The 13,465-nt window shown below is 31.2% G+C and carries 11 protein-coding genes; 6 read left to right on the top strand and 5 right to left on the bottom strand.

All coding sequences use genetic code 11. From position 1 onward, the window contains the following. Nucleotides 1-274: 274 nt before the first annotated feature. From CLORY_RS21225 to CLORY_RS21200, 6 genes are all read left to right on the top strand, one after another. Nucleotides 275-1,945 (top strand): ABC transporter substrate-binding protein, encoded by a 1,671-nt coding sequence (locus CLORY_RS21225; RefSeq protein ID WP_079428303.1) that lies wholly within the window; start codon nucleotides 275-277, stop codon nucleotides 1,943-1,945. A gap of 114 nt (nucleotides 1,946-2,059) precedes the next feature. Next, nucleotides 2,060-3,016 (top strand): ABC transporter permease, encoded by a 957-nt coding sequence (locus tag CLORY_RS21220; RefSeq protein WP_079428301.1) that lies wholly within the window; start codon nucleotides 2,060-2,062, stop codon nucleotides 3,014-3,016. Between the two features lie 24 nt (nucleotides 3,017-3,040). Then, nucleotides 3,041-3,955 (top strand): carbohydrate ABC transporter permease, encoded by a 915-nt coding sequence (locus CLORY_RS21215; protein WP_079428298.1) that lies wholly within the window; start codon nucleotides 3,041-3,043, stop codon nucleotides 3,953-3,955. Between the two features lie 189 nt (nucleotides 3,956-4,144). Next, complete coding sequence (locus tag CLORY_RS21210) at nucleotides 4,145-5,908, top strand: sensor histidine kinase (RefSeq protein WP_169911707.1); 1,764 nt, start codon at nucleotides 4,145-4,147, stop codon at nucleotides 5,906-5,908. 18 nt (nucleotides 5,909-5,926) lie between these two features. Next, nucleotides 5,927-7,504 (top strand): response regulator, encoded by a 1,578-nt coding sequence (locus CLORY_RS21205; protein WP_079428294.1) that lies wholly within the window; start codon nucleotides 5,927-5,929, stop codon nucleotides 7,502-7,504. Beyond that, nucleotides 7,501-9,087 carry a response regulator gene (locus tag CLORY_RS21200; RefSeq protein WP_169911706.1) on the top strand — a complete coding sequence of 529 codons (1,587 nt, stop codon included), beginning with the start codon at nucleotides 7,501-7,503 and terminating at the stop codon, nucleotides 9,085-9,087. Before CLORY_RS21205 ends, CLORY_RS21200 begins: the two co-directional genes overlap by 4 nt. Nucleotides 9,088-9,345: 258 nt before the next feature. Here the strand turns inward: CLORY_RS21200 and CLORY_RS21195 are convergent, their stop codons facing one another. The 5 genes from CLORY_RS21195 to CLORY_RS21175 form a co-directional block, all read right to left on the bottom strand. Continuing rightward, entirely contained in the window at nucleotides 9,346-10,335 is a 990-nt protein-coding gene (locus CLORY_RS21195) for an ABC transporter permease (RefSeq protein WP_079428281.1), read from the bottom strand. A 1-nt stretch (nucleotide 10,336) separates the two neighbouring features. Next, nucleotides 10,337-11,260 (bottom strand): ABC transporter ATP-binding protein, encoded by a 924-nt coding sequence (locus tag CLORY_RS21190; RefSeq protein WP_079428279.1) that lies wholly within the window; start codon nucleotides 11,258-11,260, stop codon nucleotides 10,337-10,339. A gap of 175 nt (nucleotides 11,261-11,435) precedes the next feature. Beyond that, a complete protein-coding gene (locus CLORY_RS21185) occupies nucleotides 11,436-12,173 on the bottom strand; it encodes a hypothetical protein (RefSeq protein ID WP_079428277.1) in 738 nt (245 codons plus the stop codon). Further along, a complete protein-coding gene (locus tag CLORY_RS21180; RefSeq protein WP_079428275.1) occupies nucleotides 12,164-12,865 on the bottom strand; it encodes an ABC transporter ATP-binding protein in 702 nt (233 codons plus the stop codon). Before CLORY_RS21180 ends, CLORY_RS21185 begins: the two co-directional genes overlap by 10 nt. A gap of 3 nt (nucleotides 12,866-12,868) precedes the next feature. Further along, complete coding sequence (locus CLORY_RS21175) at nucleotides 12,869-13,234, bottom strand: GntR family transcriptional regulator (protein WP_207652247.1); 366 nt, start codon at nucleotides 13,232-13,234, stop codon at nucleotides 12,869-12,871. Nucleotides 13,235-13,465 lie beyond the last annotated feature (231 nt).

Raw genomic sequence — 13,465 nt, 5'->3', positions numbered from 1 at the left:
TGCCCTAATTGTGATGCAGATTTTTATTATTCAGGAGAAAAGAAAGTAGAAGAAGGTTCGTATTTAGTTGATGAGAACGAACCTTTTCCATTCTAAAACTCATAGTCCCCGGTAGGGGATTTTTTTATATTTAATTCTCACAATAAAAAGTCTGATTTTTCATATTGTTAAGATAAGGTTTACATTATAAGATAAGAATGTAAATTATATTACCAAATTATCGTATGCATACAGATTGTTGGTAAAATTCTGATATTAAATTAGGGGGATTATTATGAATAAAAAGAAGATTTTTTCTTTGTTACTGACGCCTGCTTTAGTAGTGACGGTAGTATCTGGATGCGGCAGCAAAAAAGAAGCTGCGAAATCATCCAATGGTAAACACACATTTAGTATGTTTGTAAACGGTTCAGACATGAAACCTATTCAATTAACTAATACTACAGTAGGAAAAAAGATAACAAAACTTACTGGTGTTACACTAAAATGTGATTATCTAGTAGGAAGTGATGAAAAAACTAAAGCAGGGCTGATGACTGCTTCAGGTGATTATCCGGATCTGCTTAATCCACATAACGAACTTGCTGATTTTAGAGATGCAGGTGCGCTGGTACCGTTGGAAGGTTATATTAAGAAGTATGGTAAGAATATTAAAAAATACTATGGAAATGATTTAGAGAAAATGAAGGATGCAGACGGACATATTTATTCCTTATCACCTGGAAGAATAAGTAATACGGCAATATATCCTAATTCAGGCTTCCACCTTGTAAATGATCTTTTGAAGGAAGACGGATATCCTAAAGTAACAGAGTTAAATGACTACTTTAATAAAATAGAAGCATATGTAAAAGAGCATCCTACTTATAAAGGTAAACCTACAATAGGATTTACTGCTGAAACTGATACAGCTAGAAACTACGTACTTACTAATGCACCAGCTTATTTAGCAGGTTATCCTAATACAGGAAACAGAATAATTTCAAAACAACCTGATGGAACATATAAGGCAAAGAATTTTTACTTGACAAATTATGCACACGACTATTTTCAGAAGCTTAATGAGGAATGGAACAAAGGTATGCTAGATCCTGAAATGTTTACTCAGAACTATGATGCTTATAAAGCAAAATTGACATCAGGAAGAGTAGTTGGTTTCTACGATGAAAGGTGGCAGTTTCAGGATTGTATAAATGCATTAGAGCAGCAGAAAATGTATGATAGAATGTTCTTTGCTATGCCAGTTACGTTTGAAGGAGTTAAAAATAATTCATATGGTGGTATTAATGTTACTTCTGTACAACCTGGACTTTGTATTACTAAGAAGTGTAAAGATCCAGTAGCAGCATTTAAATTCCTTGATGCTATGTGCGGAGACCAGATTCAGAAACTTGTTGAATGGGGACAAAAAGGAATAGATTATGAAGTTGATAAAAACGGAAAAATGTATAAGAATGCTGAACAGATTAAGAGAATGGATGATACAGCCTACGGCGAAAAGAGCGGTGTAGGTCAGTGGTGGCAGTTCCCACATCCTAACTTTGGTAAGAACTCTAAATATGCTGATGGAAATTTAGTTTCACCTCAGGATACTGATGAATATATAGCTTCCAAATATAAACCCTATGAAAAAGAAGTTGCAAAAGCTTATAAAATTAAGAATCTTGCTGATTTAGTAGCACCTGCTATAAATTCACCTTTTGGTTATGGCTGGGATATTACAATTCCTCAAAACAAAAAGGATGTACAGATAGCTCAACAAAAAGCTGGAGATATAGCTAAAGCATATATGTCCAAGCTAATAACAGCAAAACCAAGTGCATATGAAAACGTATGGAAAGACTATTCAGCTAGAATGAAGGCAGCTAAATATGATAATGCAGATTCATATATAACTCAGGTTGTAAACCAGAGAATAAAAGACTGGGGTACAGGTGATAAATAACTGATTTTCATTCTTTATAAGTATTTTAACATGTTAAAGGATTTTCAAAGCTGATTACAGCAGCTTTGAAAATCCTAAAACCGATATATAAATAGGGGTAGGAGGATATTATTTATGCAAACATCTGAAAACATTGTACGGACTATTAATCATAGAAATAAGAAGAGTTTTTTTAAAAAGTTAGTAGCCCAAAAAGAACTTGTTCTTATAACACTACCATTTTTAATACTTCTTATAGTATTTAATTATGTACCTCTTTGGGGCTGGTTAATGGCCTTCCAGGATTATAAGCCTGTACTTGGAATACAGCACTCTGCGTGGGTTGGGCTGCAGAACTTTAGGGAAATATTTACTGATCCGGATTTCTATCATGCATTAAGAAATACTTTAGGTATAAGTATTTTAAAATTTATCTTCGGATTTTTAACAGCTATTACACTAGCAGTGCTTATTAATGAGGTAAGAAGTAAGAAATATAAAAAAGTTGTACAAACAATATCTTATCTTCCTCATTTCGTTTCATGGGTTGTAGCGGCCAATATAGTATATAATGTACTTTCTGCTGACGGAGGTATAGTCAATACTATCTTAGTGAATCTTCATATTGTAAAACATGGTATAGGTTTTATGGGAATACCAAAGGCATTTTGGTTTATTATGATGGGGTCAGATGTTTGGAAAGAAGTTGGATGGAACTCCATAATATATCTTTCAGCTATGACAGCCATAGACAGCGAGCTATATGAAGCTGCTAGTATAGATGGAGCTGGCAGATTGAAAAAGATTTTTTCAATTACATTACCTAGTATAGTTCCTACAATAAAGATACTTATGATATTGAGTATAGGTTCATTATTAAGCGTAGGTTTTGAACAGACATATTTGTTATCAAATCCATCTGTTATAGATTACTCTCAGACGTTGGAATTATATGTTTATAATTATGGTATTCCTCTTGGAAGAATTTCATTCGCCACAGCGGCAGGTATATTTAATTCTGTCGTAGCATTAATACTTGTAACATCGTTTAATAGATTATCAAAAATGATTGATGGCGAAAGTGCATTTTAGGGTATCGTATAAGGAGGAATATGAATGAAGAATAAAGTTTTTGGTTCAAGAAGGACTAAAGGAGATATAGTTTTTGATACATTGAATTATATTATATTAGCGCTTATTGTTGTTATCACCCTATATCCTTTTCTAAATACATTGGCAATCTCATTTAATGATTCCATCGATGCTGTAAGAGGAGGAATATATCTGTGGCCTAGGAAGTTTACATTATTTAATTACAAGAACATCTTGTCACAGTCAGCAATATATCATGCTACATTTATATCAGTACTAAGGGCGTTTATAGGATGTATATTTAATGTATTTGCCAGTTTAGTTGTGGCATATGCAATAAGTAAGAAGGAATTTGTACTTAGAGGCTTCTATTCAAGAATATTCATATTTTCTATGTATTTTAGCGGCGGTTTAATTCCAAGTTACTTTTTGATAAAAGGATTAGGACTTACAAATAACTTCCTAGTATATATATTACCGGGTATAGTTAGCGCGTGGAATATAATGGTAGTAAGAAGCTATATTGATGGATTGCCGAAAAGTATTATAGAATCTGCGAGCATGGATGGTGCCAGTGAAATTAGAATAATATTTTCAATAATATTTCCGCTAAGTTTGCCTGTACTCGCTACAATAACTTTGTTTGTAGCTGTTGGACAATGGAACTCATGGTTTGACACAATGCTGTATTGTTCATCAAAACAATCGCTTAGCACATTACAATTTGAATTACAGAAGGTATTACAATCAAGTGCAAGTTTACAAACACAAGCTAATATGGCAGCCAGCAAGATACCTGGAGCTGCATCTAATACAGTTACACCAGCATCAGTAAGAGCTACAATGACAGTGATAGCAGTTGTACCTATATTACTTGTATATCCATACTTACAAAAATATTTTGTAACAGGCTTAACATTAGGTGGAGTAAAGGGTTAAAATATAGATAAAATAATGGAACTTAACTTATGCATACCAAAATATCGAATGTTTCAACGATCTTTTGGCATGTATAAGTTTAAGTTTTTCACCTGTTGAATAGGAAGTGCATCATATTATTATATGATGCCTTTGCTGCAACTAAAAATAATACGCATTATTAATCTATATAGAAAGTGTGGGAGTATTTTGATTAGACAATACCTAAATAAACATTTTATCGATAACATTAGCGTAAAAAACAAACTTGTACTTATTTTTATACTATGTGCAGTAATACCGATACTTGTTACAAACATTATATTTTTAAGTATAACTAATGCTAATGTAAGGCAGCAGCAACTAAATCAGTTTGATTCATCGCTTTCTAGAACAAAACTTCAGCTATATAAGAATATAAATGACACTACATTAGGAGCCTATAGCATACTTACAGATAAAGAAATTAATGATGCATTGGAGGATAAGTATCATTCTGTACCAGAATTTAGCGATGCCTATAACAGTTTCCTTAGAACTAACCTTGAAAAGATCATTTATATAGTGAACCAGGTAGGTGAGGTAAATATATATACGAATAATAAAAGTATACCGGAGAGCAGTGGATACAAACAGATAACAGCTGAAGTTAAAAAACAGGATTGGTATAAAAGCTCTATTGCTAACTCTCATAAATTCTATATAAGCGCATATAAAAACGATGGTAAGCTGTATTTCTCTCTTGTAAAGGTTCTCAATTACTTCATGTTAAGACAGCACTATACTAAGATTCTTAAAATTGATTTTAGGGATACTGAAATTATAAAAACACTCAATTCAGAAAAAATAGGTGGACATGTCTATATGGTCAACGACCGAAATAGAATCGTGTACTCTACAAACCAGAAATATATAAATAGTGGGAAAATTTTATCAAAATTAGATCTGACTAATACTCATAAAGGGTACTACATATCATCTACAAAGTTGAATAAATACAGTGAATTAAAGGATTGGAAACTTGTATTGGTTGTTAAGGAAAAGGATATATCAAGTATAATGAATAATTCAAAAAGCTTCATTATTTGTATGTGTATAGCTAATATTATATTTGCGTATCTAATAATACAGGTGATATCATCTTCGTTTAAGGTTAGACTTGGTATATTGAATAAACATATAAAAAAGATGGGAAAACAGAATTTTGAGGTTATTAAATGTAATGAAGGAAAAGATGAAATAGGTACTGTAATAAGAGAGTTTAATCGAATGACTACTAAGATTCATGAATTAATTAGAAATGTATATGAGGTCAATCTGCAGAAGAAAAATTTAGAGATTGAACAACGCCAGGCTCAAATAAACGCACTGCAAAGCCAGATAAACCCTCACTTTCTGTTTAATGTATTAGAGAGTATAAGAATGAGAAGCGTTATAAAAAAAGAAACAGAAACTGCTCAGATAATAAAATATGTTTCAAAGATGTTTAGAAGGCTGCTTCAGTGGCGAAACGATATGATTACTGTAAAAGAGGAAATGGATTATATAGAGGATTTTCTTAAAGTTGAAAAATACAGGTTTGGTGACAAATTTGAATATGAAATAACAATGGATGATAGAACTAATGATTTCAAAATACCTAAGATGATATTTCAGCCTTTAGTAGAAAATGCTTGTGTACATGGTATTGAAGGCAGCAAAAATGGAGGAAAGGTTATTATAGAAGTCAAAAGTAGCATTAATTGGCTTGAGTGTTATATAATTGATAATGGTATAGGAATAGCAGCAGATAAGCTGCGTCAAATTATGGACAACCTAGAAGGAGGCGGACTTAACAATAGCGGTAAAAGTGTTGGCATAAGAAATGTTTACAACAGATTGAGATTAATTTATGGAGAAAAATTTAATTTTGAAATCAGCAGTAAATATGGTTTAGAGACAGTAATATGTATAAAGATACCTGAACAAAGTTAGTTAGGGGATGGTGATGATTTGTATAAGGTTATGATTATTGATGATGAACCATTTGTAGTGGAAGGCATGAAATCTCTTATAAATTGGAACGAATATGGTTTTTCTATATGCTGTGATGCTGACAATGGGGAGGATGCACTGAAAAAAGCAGTTAAGTATAATCCTGATCTGATTATTACGGATATAAACTTACCAGAAATGAATGGACTACAGTTTATACAAAGATGTATAGAAGAGTATAAACTTAAATCAAAATATGTGATTATTAGCGGATATGATGAGTTTGAATATGCTAGAACAGCTATGAAATATGGTGTTCTGGGATACATCTTGAAGCCTATAGATGAAGATGAGATTATAGAATCATTAATTAAAGTGAAAAATGCCATCAGTTCTGAGAAACAAGATATGCTTGCAAATACTCTTGAAAAGAAGGCAATAAGTACTATTTTAAAGAAATATATTAAAGATGAAATCAGCATATCAAAAAACAATGTAATCGAAAGATATTTAAGAAACTATGATCAAAAGGAGTTTAGATATTTTACGTTAAGTTTTACTAGATTACAACAGCATAGAATGATCAATGAGGCAGGTATTGTTGAAAACATAGTTATGGGTATTTTGGATTCGAATGCAGATGTTTTTTTTGTGCAGGAGGAATTAGGAAAAAGAAATATATATGGCGCTATTTTTCCTGAACGAAATATAAATTCACTTTTAATGGAAGATTCAGATGCACTGTATAAATTTGCACAGACTTTAAGCGACAAAATTTACTCAAAGGCTGGTTATAGACCAACTATATATATAGGAAAAAAAGTTAATGGATTAATAAATATAAAGGATTCAAAATTCAGCTGCATAAGGGCAGAGAAAGATAACTTCATATACGATAGGCAGGATATAACTATTTGTGATAATGTTGCAGAAGTTAATTATGTTTACAAAGCTATGGACGATGAAACCTCTAAACAATTGATAGAATGCATTGAAAAAAATGATTGTAATAGCATAAAGGCAAATATTGAAAATATATATTATACCATTAGAAATGCTTTGTATGAACCTGAAATAGTAAAAGCTGGAATTGCTGACTTTCTAATTGAGATTATAAAACTTTTACGAGATATGAAATGTGAAAAAAGTGAATTATTCAGGACAATAGCAGAATTTAATATGGAGGGCATGGTACTGAAAGAGATAAAAGAACAGTTAGTTACCTTCTGTATTCAGACAGCTGAACTAATAAATACATTGAGAAGCAACAATAATAAGGGAATATTAAGTGAAGTGCAGAAGTATATAGAGTTAAATTATGACAAGGATATAAAGCTTAAAGATATTTCAAAAATTTTTTATATTAATTCTACATATTTAGGGAAGGTTTTTAAAAAGAATATAGGCATTTCCTTTAATGAATATTTAAATAAAATAAGAATAGAAAAAGCAAAAAAACTTCTAATAAGTGAAAATTATAAAGTGTGTAAAATATCTCAAATGGTCGGATATAATGATGTCAACTATTTTATTAATAAATTTGAGGAACTGACTGATAAAACTCCAAGTGAATATAAAAGGACATGCGCAGAATGAGTGAAAAGAATGATGAATTATTCAAGGTATTGATTGTTGACGACGAACCATTTGTAAGACAGGGACTAAGAGAACTGATTGACTGGAAGAAGTATGGGTATAAAATAGACGGTGAGGCAAATGATGGAGAAGAGGCATTAGAGATAATTAAGCGGGCTTCACCGGATATTGTGGTGACGGATATTAGAATGCCTGAAATGGATGGATTAGAGTTTATTAGAGAAGCTAGGGAATTTGTGAAGAAGGATACTGAATTTATAATATTGAGCGGGTATGGTCAGTTTGAATATGCACAAAAAGCTATTGAATATGGAGTTTCTAATTACTTATTGAAGCCTATTGAAGAGGAACAATTGATAGAGATACTATTAAGCAGTAAAGAAAAGTTTACGAAAAATAGAAATAAACTTAAGTATCACGAATCTAAAAATATTATTAAAAAGCTTATTTCAAATAATTTAGATGAGGATACGAAACTTAAGATTAGATCAATGTTTAATAAGCAAATTAACTATAAACAGCGATTTGTCGTTATTGAGTCAGATATTGTGGAATGGATGGAACAACTTGAAGGAAAAAAACTAGAGTCTAAAATCGATGAATTAAAAGAAACTATTCTTAAGCAGCTGCAAGGAAATATCATCAATTTATATGAGGAATATGTAGGCAGGTATGGCGTTATAGTAAATGAATATGTATCAAAACAATATGAAGGCAATATATGTGAATTTGCTGATGAGCTTCATAGAAGTATCTGCAGTAATGCTGGATGCAGTAATTGTATTGTTATAGGTAAAGAAGTAGATAGTTTATGGAATATATTCGATTCTTATAAGTCCTGTGAGTCTATAAAAAGTTATAAATATATAAATAATAGTATGGATATTATTAACTATGATAGTTTAAATGAAATAGAATACAATTATTACTATGATTTTTCATCAATTGTTGATAGAATATATGATGCAATCGAGAGAGGAAATAAAGAGCAAATTATATCAGTTGTTGACGAGTTTTTCGAAAATATGCTGAATTATAATATAGCTCCCGAAATAATAAAAACACATGTTATGGCACTGCTGTTTAGAATATTGTCTAATGAGTCAGAAAAGCATGGGGATATGGCCGAAACAGTTAAAACCATTAAAAACTTGAACATAAGCGAGGGGAATATCAGTGTAATGAAAAGTACATTAATTAAATTCCTAAACGAATTGACCTCCTATGTTAATTCTCTTCAGAGCAATAATGGGATATCTGCTATTTATGAGGTCGAAAGTTACATTAAAAGAAATTTTGAAAAGGATTTGACATTAAAGAATTTAGCTAAAGAATTCTTTATCAATCCTGTATATTTGGGGCAGTTATTAAAAAAAAAGTTGGGTATGTATTTTAATGATTACTTGCACTATATAAGAGTTGAGGAAGCAAAGAAGTTATTGAGAAGGTCTAACTTGAAGCTATATGAAATTGCTAATAGAGTAGGATACTCAGATACAAACTACTTTATAAATAAATTTGAAAAAATAACATCGCTCACTCCGGTTCAGTACAAGAAAAGCGTTAATAAGAGTAAAGAGTAAAGAGAAAAGAGTAGAGAGAAGGAAGAAATTCAGCTGTGCAGAATTTCAAAAATAGGAGTGTACCTAGATTTGTTGGCACAAATCTGCGTACGCTTATATATATTATTTTTATACAAACCTGTGGAAAGTCTTTTTAAATAAATTATAGCAATTCAGCACAGCTGAATTGCTACTTTCATTTTTCTCTCTTCTCTTTACTCTTTTCTCTTAAATAAACGTTCTATATAAACTCAAATACCCTTTATACCATAATTAATTTTATATGTCTCTCTTAATAAATCCCATATAGCCTATTATGCAGAATACTGCAGCATAAGCTAGAGATATCAAGAAGCTGAATGAAAGATCCATACCTTTTACAACAATTCCAGTAGTGATTACGCTGGAAAAGTTAACTGCAGCGAAAGGAAGATATTTTCCCCAACTGAAGAACATGGCTAGTGACAGCGCAATGGAACTTATCATTAACTGAAGAAATATAGCGAAGCCTGTAGCAAGTGATCTGGAACGGAACAATGCTGATAATGCAAATGCTACTATTGTATAAAATAATGTAGTTAAGAAATTAAGTCCCAATAGTATGAGAACATTTAGAAAGCCGGAAATGTAAATTATTTTATAACCAGTCCAAAGCATAGTTTTTGAACCTATTCCGCCAAAGCCGAACAGAATACCAACCATTACAAAATTCAATACGTATGCTACTGCTAAAAGTTCTAATCCATATATTATTGTTGCCGCAAGTTTTGAGGACAAAATTTGAGATCTGCTGAATGGTCTTGATATCATCATTTTCATAGTACCATCTGAAAATTCTCCAGCTATCAATGCCGAACAAGCTATTATTATCATAAGGGCTATAATGGAATCATAACCTACATTGCCTGTAACATTAAGTAACTTACTCCAGACTGAATAACTCTCTTTAGGTGATATGTTATGTTTAATCATATACTCATCTTCGGCTATTTGTTTTTCTAGACGGCCTATAACAGATTGAGATAATGATGATTTCTTGGCGGATTTTATCTGTGCTTTGCTCATAGCAATTTCTTTCTGAAGATCTTGTTTCCACGTAGTAGAAACACTATTATTTGCTTTTTTGTTAGTTTTGTTTAAATCATATATTTTTATACCTATAGTACTTACTAAAGTTAGTGCGATAATTATAAATACCATTACTTTAGTGGCAAGTCTTTTCCATAATTTCATATTTTCTATGGAAACTAAAGTTAGAAAATTACTCATATTATTTACCCTCCCCAGTTAACTTCATAAACACATCTTCAAGAGTATGTGTATCTTTGTTGTCCATTCCAAATATAGCAATACCTTGAGCAGTTAAATCTGCTACTATTGCTGGCACGTTTTCTTTTGATGTTTCTACTTGGACACCTTCTGCTACAGATATGCACTTGATGGCTTTTGCCTTAATTATTTCTTCGGCTTTCTTATTATTATCAGTTTTAATAACCATAACCGCCTTATCATCGTCGTTTGTCATATTAATTAACTCATCTATAGTCTTTACTGTTACGATCTTACCCTTGTTAATAATTCCTACTCTATCGCACATAAGCTGCATCTCCGATAGAATGTGGCTTGAAACAAGTACTGTAAGGCCTGTTTCGGAACACAATTTTCTCAAAAGTTCTCTCATATCATGTATTCCTGCTGGATCAAGTCCGTTAGTAGGCTCATCCAATATCATTAAATCTGGACTATGAAGTATGGCTTGGGCTATTCCGAGCCTTTGTTTCATTCCAAGTGAATAGGTTTTAACTTTATTCTTTATAGCCTTTTCAAGGTCTACAATTTTTACAACTTCATTTATTCGCTGCTCTGTGACGCTAGGATACATTTTTGCAAACATTCTAAGATTATCAAGTCCAGACATATACTTATATAGGTCTGGATTTTCTACGATGCAGCCTACGTTACGCATTGCTTTTTTAAATTCAGTTTTTACAGAATGACCACTTATATAAATATTTCCCTCTGTAATTTTTGAAAGACCTACTATCATTTTTATAGTAGTAGATTTTCCGGCGCCATTTGGCCCAAGAAAACCAAATATTTCACCTTTATGCAATTCTAAAGAAATATCAGATACGATTGTACGTTTGCCGATTACTTTCTTTAGTCCCTCTGTTTTTAATACAACATCGTTCATAGTGTACCTCCTAATTTTTGAAAAATTATATTAAATTGTGAATTTATAGAAGTTTCGTTTTTTTCGTAAAGGTCTCAACTTCCAAGGCAAGCTTCACTGTAGAATCTTGTCACGATTAAAGGCTTTATAGCAGTCAAGTTACTGAAAAACATCTTATCCATTCACAATTAGATATCTACTTTAAATTTGTTTTGTTGTCCAAAATATAGCAAGTTAAATAAAATAGCAATATACAAAATGCTGTTGAAAATACTAAATCGATAATTGCTTTTGGACTTGGATATATATATAAAAAGCTAATATTATTAGCAGTTGCCGAATTTTTTAAATATTTATCCAATAAAATATAAGGCATTGACCCGACAATACTTGTTGCAAAGAAAGTTATGAATCCCATTAGTGTGCCAAAATTTCTCCAGATGGAAAGCTTAGCTACGGATATAGAAAAATATATTATAAGCATATTTAAAAAAGTTCCTATTACCAAATTCAAAACCGTAAAAAATGTAGCAGGAATCTCACTGCTAATAGCTTTATATGCCTTTAATAAATAGGAATTATCAACGCAATACACACTAAGACACATATTTGGGACGCTTGCTAATCCAAATATTGTTAACCATAAACAAGCAATCAATAATTTTGAAAGTAATATTTGGTATCCCTTAACAGGTAAAGTGAAGGTTAAATATCCTTCGTTGCTGTATAGATTAGTGTTGTACCGTTGAAATAAGAATATGAAGCCAACAACATTAAAGGCTATCATAGAAATTATTGCAACAGTGGTAACCATAGCCGGATGATCAGTATGAAAAAAAGAAAATATAATTACAATAATTACGTTCATCAAACAAGTAACAGCTAATTTGCTATAGTTGCACTTGAATTCATATCTTAAAAGCTTTAAGAGCATCTAAAGACCTCCCTGAAAATTTCATCCACGGATTTTCCGTATTTTAATCTTAAAGTATCAACATCCTCATTAATAAAAATTTCTTTATCTTTTATCATTATAACTTTATCAAAAACTCTTTCTACATCCTGAATAAGCTGAGTAGATAGTATTACTGAGCTGTCCTCGCTATAATTTGTAAGTATCGTATCTAAAATAACATCCCTTGATGCAGGATCGACACCTCCAAGAGGCTCGTCTAATATATATACCCTGGCTTTCCGAGACATTACAATAACCAATTGAAGTTTTTCATAAATACCTTTGGAAAGCTTTGTAATTTTGAGTTTCTCATCTATATTTAGTCTTTTCAATAATTTCATAGCTTTAGCTCTATCAAAGTCTTCATAAAAATCATCAAATAAATTTATTGTATCGGAAACTTTCATCCAATTGCTGAAATAAGTTTTATCAGGAAGATAGGATACTATAGATTTAGTATAAATACCCGGAGGTTCATGATTTATTAGAACTTTGCCTTTATAATCATTTATAACACCAGCTAATATCTTAATTATAGTGGTTTTACCAGCACCATTTGGACCTAATAAACCGACAATTCTTCCAGAGGGTATATCAAAAGATACATTCTCTAAAACTGTTTTACCTTCATATTTTTTAGTTAATTCAGTTATCTCAATAAGATTTTCCATAAGTCAGTCCCCCTTCATAAATGACTTAAGTAATTTCAAAATATGATTATTGTCAAAGCCCAATTTATTCATTGCATCTAAAAAAAAAGTAATGTAATTTTCCGCTGTTTCTTCTTTAAGCTTTTCAATTAGTTCTGAATCAGTAGTAATAAATCTTCCGGAAGTTCTTTCAGTGTATAAAAGACCTTCACGCTCTAGTTCAGAGAAAGCTCTCTGCATAGTATTAGGATTGACACCCATTTCCTGAGCCAGTTCTCTTACAGAGGAAATTTTGCTTCCAGGTACTAATTCACCTGATACTATCTGCCTTTTTATTTCTTTCATTATTTGAAGATATATAGGTAGTGTTGAATTAAATTCTATTTTCAAAAGCAACACCTCTTAGAGTTAATGTATTATTGTATTAAGCAATTAGTACAATAATACACTTGTTAGTATATTTTGTCAACATAGAAAAAATAAAATTAATTTCTAACAAAAATAATTTTTCTTGACTGATACATTAAAAAAACTTTATATCATAAAATAAGATGAGAACTAAAGTATTTTGTGATATAATATATCTATAGATAATAATTACTAATTAATAAATATATAAAC

This window comes from Clostridium oryzae (genome assembly GCF_002029235.1).
Classification (GTDB): Bacteria; Bacillota; Clostridia; order Clostridiales; family Clostridiaceae; genus Clostridium_AE; species Clostridium_AE oryzae.
The sequence above is the reverse complement of the archived record's forward strand: the minus strand, read 5'-3'. Positions and strand labels throughout refer to the sequence as shown.